Consider the following 22,943-nt stretch of genomic DNA (forward strand, 5'->3'; position numbering starts at 1 on the left):
GTGTCCCCTACGAGCCTGCGGTGATGCGGTCGAGGACCAGCGGGAGCGGCTCGTCACCGGTGTCGACGCCGATGGCCCCCTCGAGCGCCTCGAGCGCCCGCGGGATGCGCGCGGCGTCGTCGGTGTGCAGCTCCAGCAGCGGCCGGCCGGCGGTCACCTGCTCCCCCACGCCGGCCGTCCAGGTGATCCCCGCGGCGGCCGACACCGGGTCCTCCTTGCGGGCTCGGCCGGCGCCCAGCCGCCAGGCGGCGACGCCGAGCGCGTAGGCGTCCAGGCGGGTCAGCATGCCGGTGGCCGGCGCGGTCACCACGTGCGTCTCGGCCGGGCGCGGCAGCGGGGCGTCGGGGTCGCCGCCCTGCGCGGCGATCATCCGCCGCCACACGTCCATGGCCCGCCCGTCGGCCAGCGCCTCGGCGGGGTCGACGTCGTCGCGCCCGGCACCGGCCAGCATCTCCCGCGCCAGCGCCAGGGTCAGCTCGACGACGTCGGCCGGGCCGCCACCGGCGAGCACCTCCACCGACTCCGCGACCTCCACGGCATTGCCCGCGGCGCGGCCCAGTGGCCGGTCCATCGCCGTCACCAGGGCGACGGTGCGCACCCCGGCCGCCTCCCCGAGCCCGACCATCGTGCGGGCCAGCTCGCGCGACGCGGCGGGGTCCTTCATGAACGCCCCGGAGCCCGTCTTGACGTCCAGGACCAGCGCGTCGGCGCCCTCGGCGATCTTCTTGCTCATGATGGAGCTGGCGATCAGCGGGATCGACTCGACGGTGCCCGTGACGTCGCGCAGCGCGTAGAGCAGCTTGTCGGCCGGCGCCAGGTCGTGGCCGGCGGCGCAGATGACCGCGCCCACGTCGCGCAGCTGCGCCAGGTAGGCCTCCTCGTGCACGTCGGCCCGCCACCCGGGGATCGCCTCGAGCTTGTCCAGCGTGCCGCCGGTGTGGCCGAGGCCCCGGCCGGAGAGCTGCGGCACGGCCACCCCGCAGGCGGCGACGAGGGGCGCCAGAGGAAGGGTGATCTTGTCGCCGACGCCACCGGTGGAGTGCTTGTCGGCGGTCGGCCGGCCGAGGGACGACAGGTCCTTGCGCTCGCCGGAGTCGATCATCGCCTGGGTCCAGGACGCGAGCTCGTCGGCGGTCATCCCGCGGAAGAACACCGCCATGAGCAGCGCGCTCATCTGCTCGTCGGGGACCTGACCGGCGGTGTAGGCCCCGATCACCCAGCGGATCTGCTCCGTGGTGAGCGGCACGCCGTCCCGCTTGGCGCGGATGACGTCGATGGCGTCGTGACCGGCCATCAGCCCTGGCCCCGCTCGGCGGCAGCCGTCAGGTCCTCGGGACCGAAGGCGTCGGGCAGCACCTCGCGCATCGGCACGATGCCGAGGGACACCGTCTCGATCAGCATGTCGGCGCCGCCGTGCTCCCAGAGCAGCTGCCGGCAGCGGCCGCACGGCATGAGCGGCTGACCGTCCCCGCCGACGCAGGCCACCGCGACCAGCCGGCCGCCTCCGGTGCGGGCCAGGTCGCTGACCATCCCGCACTCGGCGCACAGGCCCAGCCCGTACGAGGCGTTCTCCACGTTGCACCCGGTGACGACGCGGCCGTCGTCGACCAGCCCGGCGACCCCGACCGGGAACCTCGAGTAGGGGGCGTAGGCGTGGGTCATGGCCTCGCGGGCCGCGGTCCGGAGGGCATCCCAGTCGGGCTCGGGCAGGTCGGGCACTAGTGCTCCCCTCGTCGGTACACCAGGCCGTCCGCCTTGGGCATCCGCAGCCGTTGGGAGGCCAGCGAGAGGACCAGCAGCGTGGTCAGGTGCGGGGTGAAGAAGACGATGCCGTCGGGCAGCTCGTCGATGGTCAGGAAGCCGACCAGCGCGACGGCGGCGAACACCACGGCGAGGCCCGCGGGCACCCAGCGGCGGCGCAGCGCCTGGTACACGGCCACGCCGACGAGCAGCAGGGCGACCAGGAGCAGCAGCGCGACGACCGCCGTCCGGCTGCGCAGCTGCAGGGCGTCGGAGAAGCCGAACAGCCCGGCGCCGGCGGCCAGGCCTCCCGGCCGCCAGTTGCCGAAGATCAGCGCGGCCAGGCCGATGAAGCCGCGGCCACCGGTCTGCCCTTCGCGGTAGATGCCGGCCACGAACACGAGGAAGACACCGCCGAGCCCGGCCAGCGCGCCGGAGATGATCACCGCGATGTACTTCATCCGGTAGACCGGGACGCCGAGCGAGTCCGCCGCCGCGGGGTTCTCGCCGCACGACCGCAGCCGCAGCCCGAACGCCGTCCGCCAGAGGATCACGTACGAGATCGGGATGAGCAGGATCGCCAGCAGGGTGACCACACCGAGCCCGCTGGTGAGCCCGCGGAGCACCCCGGCGAGGTCGCTCAGCAGGAACCAGCCGGTGTCCTCCAGGTCGCCCAGCAGGTCGGGCCCGGAGGAGAGCACCGGGATCGAGAAGCTCGGCGGGTCGCCGCCCACCGACGGCGACTGCGTCGGGCCGCCCCCGGTGCCCTGGACGTAGACCAGTTCCGACAGGAAGCGGACGACACCCGCGGCGAGGATGTTGATCGCCACCCCGGAGATGACGTGGTCGACGCCGAAGGTCACCGTCGCGATGGCGTGCAGCAGGCCGCCGATGGCCCCGAGCACGGTGCCGCCGATGATCGCGCCGACCCAGCCCCACTGCCAGCCGGCCCAGCCGGCGCCCCAGGTGCCGAGGATCAGCATCCCCTCGAGGCCGATGTTGACCACGCCGGCGCGCTCGGAGTAGAGGCCACCCAGCGCCGCCAGCCCGATCGGCACCGCCAGCAGAAGCGCAGCCCGCATCGTCGACGACGAGGTCAGCGCCTCCTCGCCGGAGACCGCCCGCGTGACGGAGAAGACGAACAGCAGGCCGACGACCAGCCACAGGATCCTGCTGCCTCGGCCCCCGCCGGTGAGCCGGTCGGTGAGCGGGCCACGGCTGGGCCGGGTCGCGGTGCTGCCGCCGGCCGGGGTCGCGGTGGTCATGCGCGCGCCTCCTCGGAAGAGCCCGGGACTCCGGTGCGGACCCGGTGCCCGCCGTCCGGACCGGCGCCGGGGCCGGGACCGCCGGGGCCCGCACCGCCACCCGGGTCCGGCGGCGCGCCGGTCGCCTCGGCAGCGGACCGCTCGGCCGAGCGCAGGGCCAGCCGGCGGGCGACCTCGTTGGCGATCACGACGGCGAGCACGATCGTCCCCTGGATGATCGTCACCACCGACGCGGGGATGTCGGCGAACTGCAGCGGCAGCGCCGCACGGTCGAGGAACGCGAACAGCAGTGCCGCCAACGCGATGCCGAGGACGTTGTTCCTCCCGAGCAGGGCCACGGCGATGCCCAGGAAACCGAGCCCGGCGGTGAACTCGGTGCCGAAGGCGCGCGTCTCGCCGAGCAGGTCGGGCAACCCGATGAGCCCCGCGACGGCACCGGAGAGCAGCATGGTCGTGACGACCATGCGGCGGGCGTCGACACCGCTGGCGGTGGCGGCGGACGCCGAGATGCCGGTGGCCCGCAGGTCGAAGCCGAACCGGGTGCGCTGGACGAGCACCGCGATCACGATCCCCACCACGACGGCCACGACGAGGAAGCCGAACAGCTCCGTGCGCGGCTCGGCCAGCCCGAAGGCGCCGAGCACCCCGCCCAGCCCCGGGAACCACGCCGACTCCGGCAGCGGCGTCGTGGTGATGATCGACGCGCCCTCCGGGCTGCCCCGGAACGGGCCGGTGAGCAGGAAGGACGCCAGCCCGAGCGCGATGAAGTTCAGCATGATGGAGCTGATGACCTCGCTGACACCGCGGGTCACCTTGAGCACGCCCACGATGCCGGCCCAGAAGGCGCCGACCACCATGGCCACGACGATGACCAGCAGGACGTGCAGCGGGCCGGGCAGCGCCACGGCCGCACCGACGGCGGCGGCGACGACGGTGGCCAGCCGGTACTGGCCCTCGACGCCGATGTTGAACAGCCCCATGCGGAAGGCGATGGAGACGGCGAGCCCGGCCAGGAACAGCGGGACGGCGCGGTTGAGGATCACCACGATCGACTGCACCTGCTGCGAGGGCCGCTCGCCCAGGTCGACCATGACCTGCAGCGCCCGCAACGGGTTCTCCCCGATGAGGGCGATGACGAGGGCGGAGATCACCAGCGCCACGAGGACGGCGAGCACCGGGCCGAGCAGCGTCAGGCCGGTGCGGCGCAGGCGGTTCACGCGGCGCCCGCCGCGGTCCGGGCGCCGGTCATGTACCCGCCGAGCTCCTCGGGGGTGACCTGGCGGGGGTCCACGGTGGCCACGAGGCGGCCGCGGAACATGACGTGGAGGGTGTCGGAGAGCCCGATCAGCTCGTCGAGGTCGGCAGAGACCAGCACGATCCCCATCCCTTCGCCGCGGGCGTCCTTGAGCAGCTCCCAGATGACCGATTGGGCGCCGACGTCGACCCCTCGGGTGGGATGGGCGGCGATCAGCAGCCGCGGGCCGGCGCTCATCTCGCGGCCGACGATGAGCTTCTGCTGGTTGCCGCCGGAGAGCGCGGCGGCCAGCGTCTCGGGGCCGGGCGCGCGGACGTCGTACTCGCGCATGATCCGCTCGGTGTCGGCGCGGGCCGCCTTCCGGTCGATGAACGGGCCCCGGGCCGCCGGCGGCCGGGTCTGGTGGCCCAGGATCCGGTTCTCCCAGAGCGGGGCGTCGAGCAGCATCCCCTGCCGGTGGCGGTCCTCGGGGATGAAGCCGATGCCGGCCTCGCGGCGGGCCCGCGTGCTCCACCCGGTGACGTCGTCCTCGCCGAGCCGGACCCTGCCGGCGGCGAGCGGGCGCAGGCCCATGATCGCGTCGACCAGCTCTGCCTGGCCGTTGCCCTCGACCCCGGCGATGCCCACGACCTCGCCCTCGCGGACGGTCAGGTCGACGGAGTCCACCAGCGGCCGCCCCATGTCCGAGGCCACGGTGACGCCCGACAGCCGGAGCACCGGGACCTCGCGCACGGTGGAGCTGCGGAGCTCCGGCGTGGGCAGCTCGGCGCCGACCATCATCTCGGCGAGCTGCTTGGCCGTGGTCGTGCGCGGATCGGCCTCCCCCACCGTGGTGCCCCGGCGGATCACGGTGATCGTGTCGGCGACCTTGCGTACCTCGTCGAGCTTGTGCGAGATGAAGATGACGGTGAGGCCCTCGCGCTTGAGCTCCGCGAGGTTGCCGAAGAGCTCGTCGACCTCCTGGGGCACCAGGACGGCGGTCGGCTCGTCGAGGATGAGAGTGCGGGCGTTGCGGTAGAGCACCTTCGCGATCTCGACCCGCTGGCGGTCACCGACGCCGAGCTCCTCCACCAGCGCGTCGGGGCGCAGCCCGAGGCCGTAGCGGTCGGAGATCTCCTCGATCCGGCGGCGGGCGCCGTCCCGGTCCAGCCGGCCGCCCTTCGTGGGCTCGCTGCCCAGCACCACGTTCTCCAGGACCGTGAAGTTGTCGGCCAGCATGAAGTGCTGGTGGACCATGCCGATCCCGGCCGCGATGGCGTCGGCCGGGCTGCGGAACTGCACGGGGCGGCCGTCGACGAGGATCGTCCCCTCGTCCGGCCGGTGCTCGCCGTACAGCGTCTTCATCAGCGTGGACTTGCCGGCCCCGTTCTCCCCGACGATGGCGTGCACCTCGCCGCGGCGGACCGCCAGCTCGATGTCCTTGTTCGCCACGACGCCGGGGAAGCGCTTGGTGATGCCGCGCAGCTGGACCGCGTAGGGCGATCGGGCCGCCTCGTCGCCGGACGTGGCGCCGGCGGCTGGAGCCTGGGCCATGGGTGGGCCTCTCTCTGACGGTGCGCCGCGCGGGCGGCGCTGGTCTCGATCCGGCGCACCGGTGACGACGCCGGTCGGGTCGTCGTCCCCCGGATGACCGGTGGTCGGGCGGGGTGACCGGGGTGCGGGCACCCGCCCTGCGCATGATGTCGCACCCTCGCGGCGACCGGGACCGCGCCCCCCGCGCCGGGGTCGGGGGCCCGCTCGCCACGACGGCGGGCCCGGGCGGGATGCCCGGACCCGCCGTCGGAGGGTCGCTCCGGTGCGCCGGCCGGAGCTGTCCGGCCGGCGCACCCGGCCTCACGGGGTCGTGGGGACCTCGATCTCGCCGGAGACGATGCGCTGGCGCCACTCCTCGAGCTGGCCCTGGATGTCGTCGATCTGCCCACCCGAGGTGGCCAGGCCGACGCCGTCGCTCTCCAGGTCGTAGACCAGGTCGATGCCGCCCTGGACGTTGCCCTCGGCGTAGTCGGTGATGAAACTCTCGACGGCGTTGTCGACCCGCTTGAGCATCGAGGTCATGATCACCGCCTGCAGCGCGGGGTCGTCGACCGTCTGGTACTGGTCGGAGTCGACGCCGATCGCCCGGTTGCCGGTCTGGGCCGCCGCCTGGAAGACGCCGGTGCCCGAGCCGCCCGCCGCGTGGAACACGATGTCCGCGCCGGCGTCGTACATGCTGCGGGCCAGGATCTGACCGCGGGCCGGGTCACCGAACCCGGAGAAGTCGCCGGCCGGCGAGATGTACTCGACGTCGACCTGGATGTCCGGGTTGACGGCCTTGGCACCGGCCACGTACCCGGCCTCGAACTTCTGGATCAGCGGCATCTCGACGCCGCCGACGAAGCCGACGTGCCCGGTCTCGCTCTTCAGCGCCGCCGCGACGCCGGCGAGGAAGCTGCCCTCCTCCTCGGCGAAGACGAGGCCGGTCAGGTTCTCGGTCTCGATCCCCTCCTCTTCCGTGCGGACGTCCACGACGGCGAACGTGGTGTCGGGGAAGTCCTCGGCGACCTCGCCGATCGAGTCGCTGTAGGCGAAGCCGACGGCGATGACCGGGTCGTAGCCCGCCTCGGCCAGGTTGGCCAGGCCCTCGACGCGGTCGGAGCCGTCGTCGTTGGGGCTGAACTCCTGGACCTCGCCGTCCAGCGCCCCGATGGCCGCCTCGACACCGGCGTAGGCCGAGTCGTTGAACGACTGGTCGCCGCGGCCACCGACGTCGTACGCGAGGCCGACCTGGAGGTCACCCGAACCGCTGCCGCCGCCGCTGTCGCCGCCGGCCGTGGGCTCCTCGTCGCTGGCACAGGCCGCCAGGGCCAGGCTGCCGGCCAGCAGCAGCGCCGCGGCCTTCGTCATCCGCGCTCGGCGCAAGACGATCTCCTCTCTGGGGGGAGGACCCACGCGTGGCGGGGTTCTCCCGGGGGTGTGGACTGCGGTGGCTCGCGGGCCCGCGTGGAGCGGGCCGTCGTGGGCCACGACCCAGGACGCTAACCGCGCGGACCCGGCACGCCCCAAACTCTGCGGCGGACTGAAACCCGATCGTTGCGAACCCTCATCCGATCGGGCCGCCTTCTCCCCGGAAGCCGTGTCCCACCTCACCTCCGCATAGCCTCCGGGCATGGGACGACGACGTGCGGCCTGTCTGGCGGGCGCCGTGACACTCGCTCTCGTGGCGGGCCCGGCCGGCCCGGCCGGAGCGACCCCGCCGCCGCCGACCACGACGGCGACCCCGCCTCGCCCCACGGTCGACCTCACCGCGCCGACGCCGACCGCCCCCCGCACGGGCCTGCCCCCGCGGGGCACCGCCCCGGACGGCAGCACGGTGGGCGGCGAGCGGCTGCGCACCCGCGGCCTCGTCGTCGCCGACGGCGCTCCCCCGCTCCCCGACGGCGTGGTCGCGTCCGGCTGGCTGGTCGCCGACGCGGGCACGGGGGCGGTGCTGGCCGCCCGCGACCCGCACGGGCGGTACTTCCCGGCGAGCACCCTCAAGACCCTGACCCTCCTGACGCTGGCGCACCGGCTCGACCCGGCCGAGGTGGTGGTGGGCACGGTCGAGGACGAGCAGATCGAGGGCAGCCGCGTCGGGCTCGTGGCCGGCGGGCGCTACCCCGTCCCGCTGCTCTTCACGGCGCTGATGCTGCAGTCGGGGAACGACGTCGCATCGGCGCTGGCGCGGGCGGCCGGCGGCGAGGCGGCCACGGTCGCCGCGATGAACCGGACGGCCGTGGAGCTGGGTGCCTACGACACGGTCGCCGGCACCCCGTCCGGGCTGGACGTCGCCGGCCAGTCCTCCTCCCCCTACGACCTGGCGCTGATCTTCCGCGCGCTCGTAGAGGACCCGGTCACCGCGGCGGTGCTGCGCACGCCGACGGCGGACATGCCGGCGGTCGGGGACCGGTTCCCGGGCTTCCAGATCCAGAACCAGAACCCGCTGCTGACCGGCTACCCCGGCAACCTCGGCGGGAAGACGGGGTTCACCGACGCCGCCCGGCACACGTTCGTCACCGCAGCCGAGCGCGACGGCCGCCGGCTCGTGGTGAGCGTCCTGGACACGGAGAACCGACCGCTGCGGGCGGCCGACCAGGCGGCGCTGCTGCTCGACTGGGGGTTCGCCGTCCCCACCACCGTCCCGGGGGTGGGGACGCTGGTCCGCCCCGCCGACCTGGCCCCCGCCACGCCGGCGGCGCCCGCCACCCCGCCCGCACCCTCCGCCCCGACCTCCCCGGCGCCGCGTCGCCCGATGCTCGCCGCGCCCGCGCCGCACGCGGCCGCGTCGCCCTGGGCCGTGGCCGCCCTCGCCGGGCTGGGGCTCGGCGCGCTGGGCGCGGTCAGCGCGACGGCGCGGCGGCGGCGACAGGCGCCCGCTCCTCCGGCTGCCGGCCGGCGCCCTCCACCGCGGGGAGGGTGGCGGTCCAGGCGGCGGTGAAGAACGCGAACCGGAACACGATGTTGATCCAGACCAGGATGCCGACGGCGCCGCCGAAGGCCGACGCGGTCACGCTCCCGGAGATGAGCGACAGGTAGAGGTTCCCGATCAGCTTCATGGCCTCGAAGCCCACGGCGCCGAACAGCGCCCCGGGCAGCAGCCGCCGCACGGGGTGCGGCGTGGCCGGGACCACCTTCAGCAGCCAGAGGAAGACGACGGTGTCGCCGAGGAAGGCCAGCGCCAGCCCCACCACGGTCGTGAACACCGCGAGCCCCGTCGCGTCCGTCAGCCCGAGCACGTCGAGGAACCACGACGTCGCCCCCGTGGCGACCCCGGTCAGCACGAGGCTCGCCAGCCCGACCGCGCCCAGCAGCACCAGCGCCAAGAGGTCCTGGACGTTGTCGCGGAGGAACTCCGGCTCGTCGGCGCGCCCCTTCCAGATGCGCTCCATGCCGATGCGCAGCTTGTCCATCGCCCGCAGCCCGGCGTAGACGAACCCCACGAGGCCGATCACGCCGACCACCTCGGCCGAGCCGACCGCCCCGCGCAGGTCCGCGACGATGTCCCGCCCGGTGCTGCCGGGGAACGCCTCCCGGATCGCCTCGTAGAGCTCCCGCTGCAGCAGCTCGTTCCCGGCCAGCACCAGCCCGATCACCGAGGCCACCAGCAGCAGCACGGGGAACAACCCGAGGAACACGAAGTAGGTGACGCCCGCGGCCATGAGGTCCCCCTGCGTCCGCCGGTACCGCCCACCGGCACGGGCCAGGTGGTCGAACCAGGGGGACCGCCGCCGAGCGGCGTCGACCGCCCCCTCGACGCGGTCCCACGTCCGCGCCGGCAACCCCTTCCGGGCGGGGGCGTCGCGGGGAGGGGCGGAGCTCACCGCCCGAGTCTGGCGGCTGGCCGCCGGGTGCGCGCCCTCAGCGCTCCCGGCCGGTCAGGGGGTACTCGCGGGCGACCTCCCAGGCGCCGGCCGCCGTCTGCTCGAACTCGGTGAAGTGGTCCACCCGGAACTCGGCGGAGAGGTCCTGCAGCCCGCAGTAGGCCAGCTCGAGCATGTCGGCCGGCACGTCGTGGGCGACGGTGACGTGCGGGTGGTACGGGAAGGAGAGCGAACGGGCGAGCGGACCCCGTCGGACGTCGTTGGCCAGCAGCTCGCAGTTGCCGATCCCCCGAGCGACGGCCACGAACACGACGTCGGAGACCGGCGTGAACGTGCCGGTACCGGCCAGGTGCATGTCGAACGGCGGGTGCGCGGCGGCGACGTCGGCGAGGTGCTCGGTGATGGTGGCGCGGTCGGCGACCGGCACCTCCGTCGGCGGGAGCAGGGTCACGTGCGGCGGGACCAGCGTCGCCTGCGGGTCGCCGACCTTGGCGCGCCAGTCGACGAGCAGGGACGCCCAGGGCTCGGGGATCGGCACGATCACCCCGAGCACCGCCGTCTCCGGCGGCGTCCCCAGCCGGCCGACGAAGGTGTCGTCGTTCATGCCACCGGCCCCGCGGGTGGCAGGAAGCCGACCCGCTCGTAGACCGTGGCCAGCGTGCGGCCGGCCACTTCCCGGGCGCGTGCCGCTCCCGCGGCGAGCAGGCGCTGGAGCTCGGCGGGGTCGGCCATCAGCTCCGCCGTGCGCCGCTGCACCGGGGCGAGGGCGTCGGTGACGACCTCGGCGAGCTCCTTCTTCAGGTCGCCGTACCCGCGGCCGGCGAAGTGCTCCTCCAGCTCCGCGGTGCTCCGTCCGGAGAAGGCGGAGTGGATGGTGAGGAGGTTCGTCACGCCCGGCTTGTTCTCGGGGTCGGCGACGATCTCCCGCCCGGTGTCGGTGACCGCGGAACGGATCTTCTTCGCCGTCACCTTCGGGTCGTCCAGCAGGTTGATGCAGCCGGCCGGGGGAAGGCTCTTGCTCATCTTCTTCTCGGGCGTCTGCAGGTCCAGCACCTTGGCCGCGCCCGCCGGGATGTAGGCCTCGGGCATCGTGAACGTCTCGCCGTACCGCCCGTTGAACCGGCCGGCCAGGTCGCGGGTGAGCTCCAGGTGCTGCCGCTGGTCCTCTCCCACCGGCACCCGGTGCGCCTGGTACAGCAGGATGTCCGCGGCCTGCAGCACCGGGTAGGTGAACAGCCCCACCGACGTCGGACCGACCCCCTCGCGGGAGCTCTTGTCCTTGAACTGGGTCATCCGGCCGGCCTCCCCGAAGCCGGTGAGGCACTGCAGCACCCAGGCCAGCTGGGCGTGCTCGGGCACCTGGCTCTGCACGAACAGGGTGCTGCGGGCGGGGTCCACGCCCAGGGCGAGCAGCTGTGCCGCCGACACCAGCGTGCGCCGGCGGAGCACGGCCGGGTCCGGCTGCTCGAGGGTGATCGCGTGCAGGTCGACGACGCAGTAGAAGGCGTCGTGGTCCTCCTGCATGCTCACCCACTGCCGGAGGGCGCCGACGTAGTTGCCGAGGTGGAAGGAGTCCGCCGTCGGCTGGATGCCGGAGAGCACTCGGGGAAGAGCCACGTCGGCCATCAAACCAGCCGGGACCGGCGCCCGTTCCGGGCTCCCCCGCACCGCCGGGACACCGGCCGCCGCAGGGGCGGGGTCGGTGCTGGTCAGCGTGCCGTGACCGGGAGGGCGTCGTCGAGCGCGGCGAGGAAGACGTCGTCCTCCTCCGGCGTGCCCACGGTGACCCGGATGCCCTCCCCCGCGAACGGCCGGGTGATCACCGCCCGGGCCTCCAGGGCAGCCGCGAGCTCGGCCGTGCGCTCCCCCGTCGGCAGCCACACGAAGTTGGCCTGGCTGTCGGCGACCTCCAGCCCCCGGTCGCGCAGCGCGGCGGTGAGCCGCTCGCGCTCGGTGACGACCGCGGCGCACCGCGCCCGCACCTCGTCCTCGCTGGCCAGCGCCGCGACCGCCGCCGCCTGGGCCACCATGCCGACGCTGAACGGCAGGTGGGTCTTGCGCACCGCCTCGGCGACCGCCGGGTCCTCGGCGAGCAGGTAGCCGACGCGCAGCCCGGCCAGCCCCCAGGCCTTGGAGAAGGTGCGGAGGACCGCCACGTTGGGCCTCCCGCGCATCAGCTCCACGCCGTCGGGGACCCGGGGGTCGGTGACGAACTCGCGATAGGCCTCGTCGAGGACGACCAGCGTCTCCGCGGGCACCGCGTCGAGGAAGCGCTCCAGCTCGGCTCGGCGCACCGCCGTCCCGGTGGGGTTGTTGGGGTTGCAGACGAACACCAGCCGCGTGGCGTCGTCCAGTGCGGCGGCCAGCGCCTCGAGGTCGTGGGTGTCGGGAGACCCGCCGGGCCGGCCGGGGACCAGCGGCACCTGGATCGCGCGGGCGTCGGCGACCCGGGCGAGCAGCGGGTACATCTCGAACGACCGCCAGGCGAAGGCGATGCTCGTCCCGGGGTCGTTGTACGCCTGGGCGAGCTCCTGGCAGATCGCCACGGCCCCGCAGCCGGTGGCGACCTGCGCGGGGTCGACCCCGTAGCGCTCGGCCAGCGCGCCGGTGAGGACGACGGCGCCGTTGTCCGGGTACCGGTTGGTCTCGGCGACCGCGGCGGTGACCGCCTCGACGACGGCGGGCAGCGGCGGGAACGCGACCTCGTTGCTGGCGAGCTTCACAGCGCGCTCGACGCCGATCTCGCGGGCCAGGTCCGCCGGGTTCCGGCCGGGCCGGTACGCGGGCAGCGACTGCACCGCCGGTCGGGCACTGACCACCAGATCCTCCGCTTCCCACGGGCCGTCCTTCTAAGGTGTGCCCATGCGCGTACTCGTCGCCGGCGGCGCCGGCTACATCGGCAGCGTAGTGACCGCCGCCCTGCTCGACCGCGGTCACGACGTCACCGTCCTCGACGACCTCTCGACGGGGCACGCCGACGCGGTGCCCGAGGGCGCGACGCTGGCCGAGGTGTCGCTGCACGATTCCGCGCCGGTGCTCGCCGAGGTCCGGCCCGAGGCGGTGCTGCACTTCGCGGCCAAGTCGCTGGTCGGGGTCTCCCAGCAGCAGCCGGAGGACTACTGGCACACCAACGTCGGCGGCTCGTTCGCGCTGCTGGAGGCAATGCGCGCGGTCGACTGCCGGCGGATCGTCTTCTCCTCCACCGCCGCGACCTACGGGGAGCCGGACCAGGTGCCCATCCGCGAGGACGCACCCACCCGGCCGACCAACACCTACGGCGCCTCGAAGCTCGCCGTCGACCACATGCTCACCTCGTACGCCGTCGCCCACGGGTTCGCCGCGGTGAGCCTGCGGTACTTCAACGTCGCCGGCGCCGCCTACGGGCTCGGCGAACGGCACGCCACCGAGACCCACCTCATCCCCATCGCCCTCCAGGTGGCGGCGGGGCAGCGTGAGTCGCTGACCGTCTACGGCCAGGACTACCCGACCCCCGACGGCACCTGCATCCGCGACTACGTGCACGTCGAGGACCTGTCGGACGCCCACCTGCTCGCGCTGCCCGCACCGGCGGCCGGCGAGCACCGCATCTACAACCTGGGCAACGGCACCGGCTTCTCCGTGCAGGAGGTCGTCGAGGCCGCCCGCACGGTCACCGGCCACCCCATCCCGGTCACCATCGGCGAACGGCGGGCCGGCGACCCGGCGCAGCTGGTGGCCTCCAGCGACCGCATCCGCGCCGACCTCGGCTGGGCGCCGAAGCACACCGACCTGGTCGGCATCGTGCGCGACGCCTGGGCGGTCGCCCGGTCCCGCTGACGCCCGACGCAGCGGGGCGCCCCTAGGCGGTCGGGGCCTCGCTGCGCTCGTCGTCCTCCGGGACGTCGGGGGCCGGGGGCGGGCCGACGCGCAGGCGGGCGATCCGCCGGCCGTCGAGCTCCAGCACCTCGATGCTGCGCCCCTCGGCCTCGGCGGTGTCCCCGACCCGGGGCAGCCGGCCGAGCTCGGCCAGGACGTAGCCGGCGGCCGTCTCGTACGGCCCCTCGGGCAGCCGCAGCCCGGTGGCCTCGGCGAAGTCGTCGAGGTTGAGGAGGCCGTCGACCTCCCGCGGCGCGTCGGGCGACTGCCGGGCCTCGGGCTCGACCTCCTCGTCGTACTCGTCGTAGATCTCCCCGATGACCTCCTCGATGAGGTCCTCGAGCGTGACGATGCCGTCGGTGCCGCCGTACTCGTCGACGACGATCGCCAGGTGCTGGTTGTCCCGGCGCATCTCGCTGAGCACCGTCAGGACCGCGGCGGTGCCGGGCAGCCTGGTGACCTCGCGGGCCAGGTCCCCCACGGTCGCCGCCCGCCCCGCCGGGTGGTTGGGCAGGAACAGGTCGCGCACGTGCACGAAGCCGACGACGTCGTCCTCGTCCTGGCCGACGACGGGGAACCGCGACCAGTTCGACTCCGCCACCAGCTTGGCCGCGCGACTGGCGGTCATCGACGCCTCGAGGAACTGCACCTCGGTGCGCGGCGTCATCACCTCGCGCACCTCGCGCTCGCCGGCGCGGAACACCTCGTCGATGAGCCGGCGCTCGTCGCTGCTGAGCGACTCGTGCGCGGCCACCAGGTCGCGCAGCTCCTCCTGGCTGATCGACTCACCGCTGGCCTTGGGGTCACCGCCGACCAGCCGGACGAGCCCGTTGGTCGACTTCGACAGCAGCCAGATGACCGGCCGGGACAGCTTGGCGATGGCGTTCAGCGGTGCGGCGACCATGAGGGAGAAGCCCTCGGCCCGCTGGAGGGCCAGCCGCTTGGGGGTGAGCTCACCCACGACGAGGGACACGTAGCTGATCGCGACGGTGACCAGGACCAGCGCCAGGGTGCCGGAGAGCCTCTGGCTCACGCCCTGGTCCTGCAGCCAGTCGGCCAGGGGCGCCGAAAGGGTGCTCGCACCGAACGCGGCGGAGAAGAACCCGGCGAGGGTGACCCCCACCTGCACGGCGGCGAGGAACTGGTTCGGGTCCCCGAGGAGCTTCTGCACCGCCTTGCCGCGGCGGCCACCCTGCTCGGCCATGGCCCGGACCTGCGACTCCCGCAGCGAGACCAGCGCGATCTCCGCGCCGGCGAACGCGCCGCCGATCAGGATGAAGACGACGACCATGACGATGTTGAGCCATACGTCGCTCACCGGCGGCGTGCTCCTCAGGGGTTCGGGATGGGGCGGACCGTTCCATGGTGCCGGGTCCATGCTGCCCGGCGACCGCGCCCGCACGCCCGGGAACCCCGGTCGGGTGCGTGAGTGTGCGCACTCCCAGGCGCTTTCGCCGCAGGGTGCGTACGGATAGTCTCTGATCGATAACGGATCGTGATCTTTCTGAGGAGCCGCATGCGCCACCGGCCGTCCGGCCCCCTGCTGCCCACCCGGCGGTCCCCGAGGGTGGGTCTCGCCGTCGCGATGGCGTTCGGCGCCACCGCCGTCGTGCTCACCGCCCCCGTGGTCTCCGGGCCGGAGGAGGCGCCCCGCCCGTTCGACCCGTCGTCCTCGGCCGGATCCGCTCCCCACTCCTCCACGTCGGTGGTGCCCGGCACCGCCCCGGCAGCGCCCGGGCCGTCGGGCGACACCGCCGCGGCGCCGGAAACCGGTTCCGGGCAGCCTGCGGCGGCCGTCCCCGAGCCGGCGCCCGAACCTGCGCCCGCGCCCGGTCACGGGGCTGCGCCGCCGTCCGCGCCCGCCGGCCCTTCCGCGTCGACCAGCCGGGCCCCTGCCCCCACGGCCGCCGCGGCGGCACCGCCCCCCGGCGCCGCGAGCGCGCCGGCGGCCCGGGGCGCCGAGGGCGAGGTCGTGGCCCTGGTGAACGCCCAGCGCTCTCAGGCCGGCTGCGGTCCGGTGGCGGCCGACGCCGGGCTCGCCGCGGTCGCCCGGGCGCACAGCGCCGGCATGCGCGACCGCGGGTTCTTCGACCACGTCGACCCCGACGGGCTCGACCCGTTCGACCGGGCCGACCGGGCAGGCGTCTCCGCCCGGGCGGAGAACATCGCGCGCGGCCAGGCCGACCCGGCCGCCGTCATGGCCTCGTGGCTGAACAGCCCCGGCCACCGGGCCAACATCCTGAACTGCGGGCTGACCCGGTTGGGCGTCGGTGTGGCGACCGGCTCCGGCGGGCCCTGGTGGACCCAGCTGTTCGGCTGACTCGCCCGGTCTCACCTACCCGCCTTGGCTGCGCACCCCGGCGAGCGCCGTCCACAGGCGGCGCGAGATGCGGCAGATCGGGCTCCCCGAGCCCTTCGGGAGCCCGGTTCGACGCATCTCGCCGCCGACCCGACCCCGGACGCGCAGCGGCCCCGTCCAGAGGCTCACCCCGAGCGTGCGAGGGGTGAGGAGGACGGGGTCCTCCTTCAGGCCATGGCCTTCTGCAGGTTGGTGTCGATGGCCGCCAGGAACTCCTGGGTGGTCAGCCACGGCTGGTCCTTGCTGATCAGCAGCGCCAGGTCCTTGGTCATCTGACCGCTCTCGACGGTGTCGATGCAGACCTTCTCCAGGGTCTCCGCGAAGCGGGTCACCTCGGGCGTGCCGTCCAGCTTGCCGCGGTGGGCCAGGCCCCGGGTCCAGGCGAAGATCGACGCGATCGGGTTGGTCGAGGTCTCCTTGCCCTGCTGGTGCTGGCGGAAGTGCCGGGTCACCGTGCCGTGAGCGGCCTCGGCCTCCACCGTGCGGCCGTCGGGGCTCATGAGCACCGAGGTCATGAGGCCGAGCGAGCCGAAGCCCTGGGCCACGGTGTCGGACTGCACGTCGCCGTCGTAGTTCTTGCAGGCCCAGACGTAGCCGCCCTCCCACTTGAGGGACGCGGCGACCATGTCGTCGATCAGCCGGTGCTCGTACGTGATGCCGGCGGCGTCGAACTTCTCCTTGAACTCGGCCTGGAAGACCTCCTCGAACAGGTCCTTGAAGCGGCCGTCGTAGGCCTTGAGGATCGTGTTCTTGGTCGACAGGTAGACCGGGTAGCCGCGCTGCAGGCCGTAGTTCATCGAGGCCCGCGCGAAGTCGCGGATCGAGTCGTCCAGGTTGTACATCGCCATGGCGACGCCGCCGCCGGGCGACTGGAAGACCTCGTGCTCGATCGGCGCGGACCCGTCGGCCGGCTGGAAGCTGATCGTCAGCGTGCCCTCGCCGGGGAACTTGAAGTCGGTGGCGCGGTACTGGTCACCGAAGGCGTGGCGGCCGACGACGATCGGCTTGGTCCAGCCCGGCACCAGCCGCGGCACGTTCTCCATGATGATCGGCTCGCGGAAGATGACGCCGCCGAGGATGTTGCGGATCGTCCCGTTGGGCGAGCGGTACATCCGCTTGAGCCCGAACTCCTCGACGCGCGCCTCGTCCGGCGTGATCGTCGCGCACTTGACGCCGACGCCGTGCTTCTTGATGGCGTTCGCGGAGTCGACGGTGATCTGGTCGTCGGTCGCGTCCCGCGCCTCGATCCCCAGGTCGTAGTACTCCAGGTTGACGTCGAGGTACGGGAGGATCAGCTGGTCCTTGATGAACTGCCAGATGATCCGGGTCATCTCGTCGCCGTCGAGCTCGACGACGGTGCCCTCGACCTTGATCTTGCTCACGCGTTCTCCTTGTGCGGTCACGGCCCCGTCCCGAGGCTCGCCCCGAGCGTGCGAGGGGTGAGGAGGACGGGGTCCTTCTACTTCTTCAGAGGTCGGCTACGTCGGCCTGCTTCGCGCGCACTGCTTCGGCGGCCTCACGCAGGCCCGCCACTTCGCTCTCCGCCAGGTCGCTCTCGACGACCCGCCGGACGCCTTCCCGGCCGATCTCGGCCTCCACCCCGAGGTACACCCCGGAGATGCCGTACTCGCCGTCGACCCATGCGCACACCGGCATGACGGCGCCGGAGTCCTCCATGACCGCCCGGGCCATGCGGGCGGCAGCGGCGGAGGGAGCGTAGTAGGCCGACCCCGTCTTGAGCAGGGCCACCACCTCCGCGCCACCGTTGCGGGTGCGCTGGACGAGGTGCTCGATGCGGTCCGGCGCCATCGCCTCGGCCAGCGGCTTGCCGTCGACGGTGCACCGGGACGGCACCGGGACCATGGTGTCGCCGTGCGAGCCCAGGGTCAGGGTCCGCACCGAGGAGACCGGGACACCGAGCTCCTCGGCGACGTTGTTGGTGAAGCGGGCCGTGTCGAGCATGCCGGCCTGCCCCATGACCCGCTGCTTCGGGAAGCCGGTCGCCAGCTGCGCCAGCGCGGTCATTTCGTCCAGCGGGTTGGAGACGACGATGACGACGGCGTCGGGCGAGGTCCGCGCGATGTTCTCCGAGACCTGGCGGACGATGCCCGCGTTGGTCTCGATCAGGTCCATCCGGCTCATGCCGGGCTTGCGCGGCAGACCGGCGGTGACGACGACGACGTCGGAGCCCTCGGTGCCCTCGTAGGAGCCTCCGCCGACGCCCACCACCTCGGTCTCGAACCCCTCGATCGGGCGCGACTGGTTCATGTCCAGCGCGAGCCCCTCGGGCTTGCCTTCCACGATGTCGGTGAGGACGACGGTCTCGAAGACGTCGTACTCGGCCAGTCGCAGTGCGGTGGTGGAGCCGTAGAAACCGGCACCGACCACGGTGACCTTGCCGTTCCTGGGCTGCTTCGCCATGGTCGCCAACCTAGCCCTGCCCGGCGCCCCGCGCCGCCCCGGGGGCGCTCACGTGCCGGGGATGGCCAGGGCGACGGCGGCGAGCGCGATCCCCGTCCCGGCCAGGAGGACGACGTCGACCGCCCGGCTGCGGACCGCGAGGAAGCCCACCCGCCGGACCGGCAGGAGCAGCCGCAGCAGCGCCGCGCCCACCAGGGAGGTCCCGACCACCACCAGCCCCCAGCGCCAGTGCTCGACGGTGACCAGCAGCAGCCCGATCCCCACGCCGACCAGTACCGCGAGCAGCGGCAGCTGCCGCAGCAGCCCGGCGAGGAAGGGCCGGCGGACGTAGAGCGGCGGGCGGCTCACGGATCAGGCCGACAGCGCCTCGGCTGCCGCGGCCTGCTCGGCGGCGAGCACCACGTTCTGCAGCAGCATCGCCCGGGTCATCGGCCCCACTCCCCCCGGATTGGGCGCGACGTGCCCGGCGACCTCGACGACGTCCCGGGCCACGTCGCCGGCGATCTTGCCGTCCACGCGGCTGACGCCCACGTCCAGGACGGCGGCCCCCGGCTTGACCATGTCGCCGGTGATCAGGCCCGGCACCCCGGCGGCGGCGACCACGACGTCGGCGGAGCGCACGTGCGCGGCGAGGTCCCGGGTGCCGGTGTGGCAGAGGGTCACCGTCGCGTTCTCCGTCCGCCGGGTGAGCAGGAGCCCGAGCGGCCGCCCCACGGTGATGCCGCGGCCGATGACGACGACCTCCGCCCCGGCGATCGGCACGTCGTAGCGGCGCAGCAGCTCGACGATGCCCACCGGCGTGCAGGGCAGCGGCCCGGCGACGTTCAGGACCAGCCGGCCCAGGTTCACCGGGTGGAGGCCGTCGGCGTCCTTGGCCGGGTCCATCGCCTCGAGGATGGCGCTCTCCTCGATGCCTTTGGGCAGCGGCAGCTGGACGATGTACCCGGTGCAGGCGGGGTCGGCGTTGAGCTCCTCCACCACGGCCAGCACGTCGGCCTCGGTGGCGGTCGCCGGCAGCTCGCGCTGGATGCTGGCGATGCCGACCTGGGCGCAGTCGGAGTGCTTGGCGTTCACGTACCAGCGGCTGCCGGGGTCGTCCCCCACCAGCAGCGTGCCGAGGCCGGGCCGATGACCGGCCGCGGTGAGAGCGGCCACCCGCTCGGTGAGCTCGGCGCGGATCGCCGCCGCGGTGGCCTTGCCGTCCAGGATCGTCGCGGGCACGCCGACAGTCTGCCGGAGAGGGTGCCGCCCACGTGGGTGCGGGCCTAGGGTCGGCAGCGGCGGGGCGTCGGTGCCCCGGCGACCTGCGGAGGAGCCCGATGACCGAGCGCTACCAGACCCCCACCGGCGCGTCCGCGTCGTCGGGGGCCGGACCGGCCACCACGCCGGCGTACTCGGACCGCCCCGTGGCGTTCCGCGGGCCGGAGAGCCTGGGCGGGCTGCTGCTGATCCTCGCCGGGATCGCCGCCGCCATCAGCCTGCCGCTGGACTGGCTGCGCGACCGCGACGCCAGCGGCTGGGCGCTGGTGCGCGATGCATTCGACGACCTCGGGGGGATCTTCGACGACGGCAGCTGGCAGCCCCTGGCCATCGTGCTCGGCGGCGGCCTGCTGCTCCTCCTGGGCATCGCCCTGTGGCTGCCGGCCCGCAGCCACCGGTTCGTCGGCGCGGTGGCGCTGCTGGTCAGCGGCGTCGTCACGGCCGCCGTGCTCGTCCCGCTGGCCGACGCCGGCTGGGACGTCGGTTCCTTCGGCCCGGGCTTCTGGTGCGGGATCGCCGTCGCCGTCCTGGGCCTGCTCGGCTCGCTCAAGGCGGTGCTGACCGGGCCCCGGTACCCGTCGAGGTAGCGCTCAGGTCTCGACGCGGGCGCCGTGGGCGCGGGCGAACTGCACCGCCTGGACGGCGTCGAGCCGCACGTCGGTCAGCTCGAAGGAACGCCAGTTCACCTCGTCGGTGGAGGCGCCGCGCAGGTCGGCGCCGCGCAGCTTCGCGTTCTGCAGCCGCGCCCGGTCAAGGTCGGCGCGGCTGAGATCGGTGCCGCGCAGGTCGGCGTCGGTGAGGTCGGCCTCCCGGAAGCGCTGGCCGGACAGCTCGAGCGCCGACAGGTCGACCCCGCGCAGCGAGGTCCACGACCAGTCGCAGTCGGTCGCCACCAGCGGCCGCAGCTGGGCTCCGAGGAACTGGGAACCGGTGAGCTTGCAGCCGTCGAACGTCGCGTCGAACAGCCGTGCCCGGTCGAACCGGCAGGAGAGGAAGGCCGTCCCCAGGTGCCGCGAGCCGCCCATGCGGACCCCGGTCAGGACGCACTCCTCGAAGACGCACCGGCGCGTGACCAGCTCCTCGAGGCCCGCGTCGTCGAACCGGCACCGGGTGAACGTGACGCCGTCGAGCTCGACCCCCCACCAGTCGACGCGCGCGAAGTCCTCCTCCTCGACGTGCGCACCTGCCTCCGGCGGCCGGACGTGCGGGCGGGCGGAGTGACGCATCAGTGGAGGCTCGATCCCGGTCGGTCGGCCCCTGCGCAGGGCCGCGCCGCGAGCGTGCGAGCGGTGGGAAGCACGGGGGTCCTCCTTCAGTGCGCGAAGTGCCGGGTGCCGGTCAGGTAGAGGGGCACGCCCGCGGCCGCGGCGGCCGCGACGACCTCCTCGTCGCGCACCGACCCACCGGGCTGGACGACGGCCCGCACGCCGGCGTCCAGCAGCACCTGCAACCCGTCGGCGAACGGGAAGAACGCGTCGGAGGCGGCGACCGCGCCGGTGGCCCGCTCCCCCGCCCGGGCGACCGCGAGGCGCGCCGAGTCGACCCGGTTGACCTGGCCCATGCCCACGCCGACGGTGGCCCGGTCGTGGGCCAGCAGGATGGCGTTGCTCTTCACCGCGCGCACCGCCCGCCAGGCGAACACGAGGTCGTCGAGGCCCGCGGCGTCCAGCGGCTCGCCGGTCGCCAGGGTCCAGGTGGTCGGGTCGTCGCCGGTGGCGTCGACGCGGTCCCGCGTCTGCAGCAGCAGCCCGCCGCTGATCGGGCGCGACTCCACGCCGGTCTCGGGCAGGTGCGGCAGCCGCAGCAGCCGGATGTTCTTCTTCCCCGTCAGCACCGCGACGGCGTCGTCGGTGAAGGAGGGCGCGACGACCACCTCGGTGAACACCTCGGCCACCTGCTCGGCCATCGTGAGGTCGACCTCGCGGTTGGCCGCGATGACCCCGCCGAAGGCCGACACCGGGTCGCAGGCGTGCGCCTTGCGGTGCGCGGCGGCGATGTCGGCGCCGACGGCGATGCCGCAGGGGTTGGCGTGCTTGATGATCGCCACGCACGGCTCGTCGTGGTCGTGGGCGGCCCGCCAGGCGGCGTCGGTGTCGACGTAGTTGTTGTACGACATCTGCTTGCCGTGCAGCTGCTCGGCGTGCGCCAGCCCCGGCCGGTCGGAGCGGTAGAGCGCGGCGGCCTGGTGCGGGTTCTCGCCGTAGCGGAGCACGTCGGCGCGCTCCCAGTTCCCGCCGATCCACGCCGGGAAGCCCGTCGCGTCGTCCGGGGCGAGCACGCTGCCCATCCACGAGGCGACGGCGACGTCGTAGGAGGCGGTGTGCCGGAACGCGGCGGCGGCGAGCCGCTGCCGCTCGGCCAGGGTGAAGCCGCCGGCGGACACCGCGGCGAGCACGTCGGCGTAGCGGGCCGGGTCGACGACGACGGCCACCGACGGGTGGTTCTTGGCCGCGGCGCGCACCATCGCCGGGCCGCCGATGTCGATCTGCTCGACGCACTCGTCCGGCGCGGCGCCCGAGGCGACGGTCTCGGTGAACGGGTAGAGGTTCACGACGACGAGGTCGAACGCCGCGACGCCGAGCTCCTCCAGCTGCGCGACGTGCTCGGGCCTGCGCCGGTCGGCGAGGATCCCGGCGTGCACGGCGGGGTGCAACGTCTTGACCCGGCCGTCGAGGCACTCGGGGAAGCCGGTGACCTGCTCGACGGGGGTGACCGGCACGCCGGCGTCGGCGATCCGCCGCGCGGTCGCGCCGGTGCTCACCAGCTCCACGCCGGCGGCGGCCAGCCCACGGGCCAGCTCCTCGACACCGGTCTTGTCGTAGACGCCCAGCAGGGCACGGCGGATCGGGGTGCGGTCGCTCATCTGGGGCTCTTCCTCGTCTGGCTCGGGCTGGTCTGTGGCGTGACGAACTCCGCCACCGTCTCCACCAGGAGCTCGCGCTCCACGTGCTTGATGCGTTCGTGCAGCGTCGCCTCGTCGTCCCCGGGCAGTACCGGCACCGCGCGCTGGGCCAGCACCGGCCCGGTGTCGACGCCGGCGTCGACCAGGTGCACGGTCGACCCCGTCGTGGCCACCCCTGCCGCCAGGGCGTCGCGCACCGCGTGGGCGCCGGGAAAGGCCGGCAGCAGCGCCGGATGGGTGTTAATCAGCCGGCCCTCGAACCCGGCGAGCACGGCCGGGCCGACGATCTTCATGAACCCGGCCGACACGACCAGGTCGGGCGCGAACCCGGCGATCCGGTCGGCCAGCGCGCGGTCCCAGGCGGCGCGGCCGGGATGGTCGCCGAGCGCGCAGACGAACGTGGGCAGCCCGCGCCGGCGGGCGTGCTCCAGACCGGGGGCGGGGGGGGGGGGGGGGGGGGGGGGGGGGGGGGGGGGGGGGGGGGGGGGGGGGGGGGGGGGGGGGGGGGGGGGGGGGGGGGGGGGGGGGGGGGGGGGGGGGGGGCGGGGCG

Annotated in this window: 22 protein-coding genes; 4 read left to right on the plus strand and 18 right to left on the minus strand. The window is 74.1% G+C overall.

Annotation, left to right across the window (positions count from 1 at the left end; translation table 11 throughout):
* Positions 1 to 7: 7 nt before the first annotated feature.
* From ACI8AP_RS17655 to ACI8AP_RS17680, 6 genes are all read right to left on the minus strand, one after another.
* On the minus strand, positions 8 to 1,294 hold the full coding sequence (locus ACI8AP_RS17655; protein ID WP_456590665.1) for a thymidine phosphorylase: 1,287 nt from the start codon (positions 1,292 to 1,294) through the stop codon (positions 8 to 10).
* Positions 1,294 to 1,719 carry a cytidine deaminase gene (locus ACI8AP_RS17660; RefSeq protein WP_456590666.1) on the minus strand — a complete coding sequence of 142 codons (426 nt, stop codon included), beginning with the start codon at positions 1,717 to 1,719 and terminating at the stop codon, positions 1,294 to 1,296. Before ACI8AP_RS17660 ends, ACI8AP_RS17655 begins: the two co-directional genes overlap by 1 nt.
* The gene (locus ACI8AP_RS17665; RefSeq protein WP_456590667.1) at positions 1,719 to 3,005 is read right to left on the minus strand and encodes an ABC transporter permease; all 1,287 of its coding nucleotides are present in this window, start codon (positions 3,003 to 3,005) and stop codon (positions 1,719 to 1,721) included. Before ACI8AP_RS17665 ends, ACI8AP_RS17660 begins: the two co-directional genes overlap by 1 nt.
* A complete protein-coding gene (locus tag ACI8AP_RS17670) occupies positions 3,002 to 4,222 on the minus strand; it encodes an ABC transporter permease (protein ID WP_456590668.1) in 1,221 nt (406 codons plus the stop codon). Before ACI8AP_RS17670 ends, ACI8AP_RS17665 begins: the two co-directional genes overlap by 4 nt.
* Positions 4,219 to 5,793, minus strand: coding sequence for an ABC transporter ATP-binding protein (locus ACI8AP_RS17675; RefSeq protein ID WP_456590669.1), 1,575 nt, complete (start codon positions 5,791 to 5,793; stop codon positions 4,219 to 4,221). The genes ACI8AP_RS17670 and ACI8AP_RS17675 overlap by 4 nt, the downstream gene beginning before the upstream one ends.
* 300 nt (positions 5,794 to 6,093) lie before the next feature.
* Complete coding sequence (locus tag ACI8AP_RS17680; protein WP_456590670.1) at positions 6,094 to 7,158, minus strand: BMP family lipoprotein; 1,065 nt, start codon at positions 7,156 to 7,158, stop codon at positions 6,094 to 6,096.
* Between the two features lie 298 nt (positions 7,159 to 7,456).
* Between ACI8AP_RS17680 and ACI8AP_RS17685 the strand changes: the two genes are divergently transcribed.
* The gene (locus ACI8AP_RS17685; protein ID WP_456590671.1) at positions 7,457 to 8,713 is read left to right on the plus strand and encodes a D-alanyl-D-alanine carboxypeptidase family protein; all 1,257 of its coding nucleotides are present in this window, start codon (positions 7,457 to 7,459) and stop codon (positions 8,711 to 8,713) included.
* Here ACI8AP_RS17685 and ACI8AP_RS17690 read toward each other — a convergent pair.
* The 4 genes from ACI8AP_RS17690 to hisC all read right to left on the minus strand — a co-directional run bounded on the left by ACI8AP_RS17690 (position 8,616) and on the right by hisC (position 12,415).
* On the minus strand, positions 8,616 to 9,596 hold the full coding sequence (locus ACI8AP_RS17690) for a YihY/virulence factor BrkB family protein (RefSeq protein WP_456590672.1): 981 nt from the start codon (positions 9,594 to 9,596) through the stop codon (positions 8,616 to 8,618). The two genes, ACI8AP_RS17685 and ACI8AP_RS17690, sit on opposite strands and share 98 nt — an antisense overlap.
* Positions 9,597 to 9,633: 37 nt before the next feature.
* Positions 9,634 to 10,200: a 2'-5' RNA ligase family protein gene (locus ACI8AP_RS17695; RefSeq protein ID WP_456590673.1), complete on the minus strand. Its 567-nt coding sequence runs from the start codon at positions 10,198 to 10,200 to the stop codon at positions 9,634 to 9,636.
* On the minus strand, positions 10,197 to 11,222 hold the full coding sequence (gene trpS, locus ACI8AP_RS17700) for a tryptophan--tRNA ligase (RefSeq protein WP_456590674.1): 1,026 nt from the start codon (positions 11,220 to 11,222) through the stop codon (positions 10,197 to 10,199). The genes ACI8AP_RS17695 and trpS overlap by 4 nt, the downstream gene beginning before the upstream one ends.
* Before the next feature lie 83 nt (positions 11,223 to 11,305).
* Positions 11,306 to 12,415, minus strand: a complete 1,110-nt coding sequence (gene hisC, locus ACI8AP_RS17705) for a histidinol-phosphate transaminase (RefSeq protein ID WP_456590675.1) — start codon at positions 12,413 to 12,415, stop codon at positions 11,306 to 11,308.
* Between the two features lie 43 nt (positions 12,416 to 12,458).
* On the opposite strand from hisC, the gene galE reads away from it, so the two are divergent.
* Positions 12,459 to 13,412, plus strand: coding sequence for a UDP-glucose 4-epimerase GalE (galE, locus tag ACI8AP_RS17710; protein ID WP_456590676.1), 954 nt, complete (start codon positions 12,459 to 12,461; stop codon positions 13,410 to 13,412).
* Between the two features lie 22 nt (positions 13,413 to 13,434).
* Here the strand turns inward: galE and ACI8AP_RS17715 are convergent, their stop codons facing one another.
* Positions 13,435 to 14,769 carry a hemolysin family protein gene (locus ACI8AP_RS17715; protein ID WP_456590677.1) on the minus strand — a complete coding sequence of 445 codons (1,335 nt, stop codon included), beginning with the start codon at positions 14,767 to 14,769 and terminating at the stop codon, positions 13,435 to 13,437.
* A gap of 198 nt (positions 14,770 to 14,967) precedes the next feature.
* Here ACI8AP_RS17715 and ACI8AP_RS17720 point away from each other — a divergent pair, with 198 nt between their 5' ends.
* Entirely contained in the window at positions 14,968 to 15,771 is an 804-nt protein-coding gene (locus ACI8AP_RS17720) for a CAP domain-containing protein (protein ID WP_456590678.1), read from the plus strand.
* Positions 15,772 to 15,977: 206 nt separating this feature from the next.
* On the opposite strand, the gene ACI8AP_RS17725 is transcribed toward ACI8AP_RS17720, so the two are convergent.
* The 4 genes from ACI8AP_RS17725 to ACI8AP_RS17740 all read right to left on the minus strand — a co-directional run bounded on the left by ACI8AP_RS17725 (position 15,978) and on the right by ACI8AP_RS17740 (position 19,452).
* Positions 15,978 to 17,192: an NADP-dependent isocitrate dehydrogenase gene (locus tag ACI8AP_RS17725; protein ID WP_456590679.1), complete on the minus strand. Its 1,215-nt coding sequence runs from the start codon at positions 17,190 to 17,192 to the stop codon at positions 15,978 to 15,980.
* Positions 17,193 to 17,277: 85 nt separating this feature from the next.
* Positions 17,278 to 18,231, minus strand: coding sequence for a malate dehydrogenase (gene mdh, locus ACI8AP_RS17730; RefSeq protein ID WP_456590680.1), 954 nt, complete (start codon positions 18,229 to 18,231; stop codon positions 17,278 to 17,280).
* A gap of 48 nt (positions 18,232 to 18,279) precedes the next feature.
* Positions 18,280 to 18,579 carry a DUF3017 domain-containing protein gene (locus ACI8AP_RS17735; protein WP_456590681.1) on the minus strand — a complete coding sequence of 100 codons (300 nt, stop codon included), beginning with the start codon at positions 18,577 to 18,579 and terminating at the stop codon, positions 18,280 to 18,282.
* A gap of 3 nt (positions 18,580 to 18,582) precedes the next feature.
* Positions 18,583 to 19,452: a bifunctional methylenetetrahydrofolate dehydrogenase/methenyltetrahydrofolate cyclohydrolase gene (locus ACI8AP_RS17740; protein WP_456590682.1), complete on the minus strand. Its 870-nt coding sequence runs from the start codon at positions 19,450 to 19,452 to the stop codon at positions 18,583 to 18,585.
* Positions 19,453 to 19,550: 98 nt separating this feature from the next.
* On the opposite strand from ACI8AP_RS17740, the gene ACI8AP_RS17745 reads away from it, so the two are divergent.
* On the plus strand, positions 19,551 to 20,078 hold the full coding sequence (locus ACI8AP_RS17745) for a hypothetical protein (RefSeq protein WP_456590683.1): 528 nt from the start codon (positions 19,551 to 19,553) through the stop codon (positions 20,076 to 20,078).
* Between the two features lie 3 nt (positions 20,079 to 20,081).
* Here ACI8AP_RS17745 and ACI8AP_RS17750 read toward each other — a convergent pair whose 3' ends face one another.
* The 3 genes from ACI8AP_RS17750 to purN form a co-directional block, all read right to left on the minus strand.
* Positions 20,082 to 20,717: a pentapeptide repeat-containing protein gene (locus tag ACI8AP_RS17750; protein WP_456590684.1), complete on the minus strand. Its 636-nt coding sequence runs from the start codon at positions 20,715 to 20,717 to the stop codon at positions 20,082 to 20,084.
* Between the two features lie 86 nt (positions 20,718 to 20,803).
* Positions 20,804 to 22,354, minus strand: coding sequence for a bifunctional phosphoribosylaminoimidazolecarboxamide formyltransferase/IMP cyclohydrolase (gene purH, locus ACI8AP_RS17755; RefSeq protein WP_456590685.1), 1,551 nt, complete (start codon positions 22,352 to 22,354; stop codon positions 20,804 to 20,806).
* Positions 22,351 to 22,824, minus strand: coding sequence for a phosphoribosylglycinamide formyltransferase (purN, locus tag ACI8AP_RS17760; protein ID WP_456590687.1), 474 nt, complete (start codon positions 22,822 to 22,824; stop codon positions 22,351 to 22,353). The genes purH and purN overlap by 4 nt, the downstream gene beginning before the upstream one ends.
* Positions 22,825 to 22,943: the final 119 nt, after the last annotated feature.

The organism is Blastococcus sp. SYSU DS1021, assembly GCF_054050995.1.

Excerpts from the sequence above, each read along its gene's own strand:
- ACI8AP_RS17655 (WP_456590665.1), bottom strand. The coding sequence starts at position 1,294 with ATGGCCGGTCACGACGCCATCGACGTCATCCGCGCCAAGCGGGACGGC.
- ACI8AP_RS17665 (WP_456590667.1), bottom strand. The coding sequence starts at position 3,005 with ATGACCACCGCGACCCCGGCCGGCGGCAGCACCGCGACCCGGCCCAGC.
- ACI8AP_RS17675 (WP_456590669.1), bottom strand. The coding sequence starts at position 5,793 with ATGGCCCAGGCTCCAGCCGCCGGCGCCACGTCCGGCGACGAGGCGGCC.
- ACI8AP_RS17695 (WP_456590673.1), bottom strand. The coding sequence starts at position 10,200 with ATGAACGACGACACCTTCGTCGGCCGGCTGGGGACGCCGCCGGAGACG.
- trpS (WP_456590674.1), bottom strand. The coding sequence starts at position 11,222 with ATGGCCGACGTGGCTCTTCCCCGAGTGCTCTCCGGCATCCAGCCGACG.
- galE (WP_456590676.1), top strand. The coding sequence starts at position 12,459 with ATGCGCGTACTCGTCGCCGGCGGCGCCGGCTACATCGGCAGCGTAGTG.
- ACI8AP_RS17720 (WP_456590678.1), top strand. The coding sequence starts at position 14,968 with ATGCGCCACCGGCCGTCCGGCCCCCTGCTGCCCACCCGGCGGTCCCCG.
- mdh (WP_456590680.1), bottom strand. The coding sequence starts at position 18,231 with ATGGCGAAGCAGCCCAGGAACGGCAAGGTCACCGTGGTCGGTGCCGGT.
- ACI8AP_RS17745 (WP_456590683.1), top strand. The coding sequence starts at position 19,551 with ATGACCGAGCGCTACCAGACCCCCACCGGCGCGTCCGCGTCGTCGGGG.
- ACI8AP_RS17750 (WP_456590684.1), bottom strand. The coding sequence starts at position 20,717 with ATGCGTCACTCCGCCCGCCCGCACGTCCGGCCGCCGGAGGCAGGTGCG.
- purH (WP_456590685.1), bottom strand. The coding sequence starts at position 22,354 with ATGAGCGACCGCACCCCGATCCGCCGTGCCCTGCTGGGCGTCTACGAC.